At 45.8% G+C, this 681-nt stretch carries 1 protein-coding gene; it reads left to right on the top strand.

The genetic code is table 11. The features are described 5' to 3' along the window. Window positions 1–518: hypothetical protein (locus tag E1189_RS22385; RefSeq protein ID WP_196220879.1), on the top strand; the 518-nt coding region annotated here is incomplete at its 5' end. Window positions 519–681: the final 163 nt, after the last annotated feature.

The raw sequence follows: 681 nt of genomic DNA, 5'->3' as shown, positions 1-681 counted from the left end.
CTCCCTGTGATGACAAGGAGATCGAACTGGGTATAGCAGCCATTTTCATTGATATGGATGAATGGGAGCAATTGGATGAATTGCAACTCGATAAGCAGTTGTTTTCAGGGTTCGAAACCTGTTTATGTATGAGCATTCGTTACTTCCAGGAATTAATGGACGTTGAGAAAATCTTGCCCGAACATTCGACTCTTCTGGGGAAAGCGTTCAATTGGGCTGCTCTTGCGGTTGAGAGCAGTGAAGGCACAAATGCATCCTGTCTCAGTCAACTGGCTCACTGCTTCCGCTTTTTATCTGTCTGGCCGCAACCTGGGTTGCAAACTTTGGGTATCAAAGAAGAAAAGGAGAAAGAGTTCGGACAGACAGCGGTATTACTTTTTACTCTTGCCAACGACCTTGACCCCTACCGACAAGAACAGAAGAAAGATGAACTCTGGAGGATAAGGGAACGACAGTTTTTGGCTCATAAAACTGCGCAACCTTCAAACAGCCCTGTTTGTGACCCTGACTCATTTTGAACCTTTGTTCCCTCACCATCATCCATACAAAACATTGGTTTAACACCCCCCTGTCATAATGGCTATAAAGGTTTATGACCGGCAGGTGCCTCCTCCTCACAGGCAAAGAGGCTCAAGCAGGTATACGCCTTATACCTTCGGTACACATGGTTCTCGATATCCA

It is taken from the genome of Parendozoicomonas verongulae, assembly GCF_009711465.1.
GTDB classification, from domain to species: Bacteria; Pseudomonadota; Gammaproteobacteria; order Pseudomonadales; family Endozoicomonadaceae; genus Sansalvadorimonas; species Sansalvadorimonas verongulae.
The sequence above is the reverse complement of the archived record's forward strand: the minus strand, read 5'-3'. Positions and strand labels throughout refer to the sequence as shown.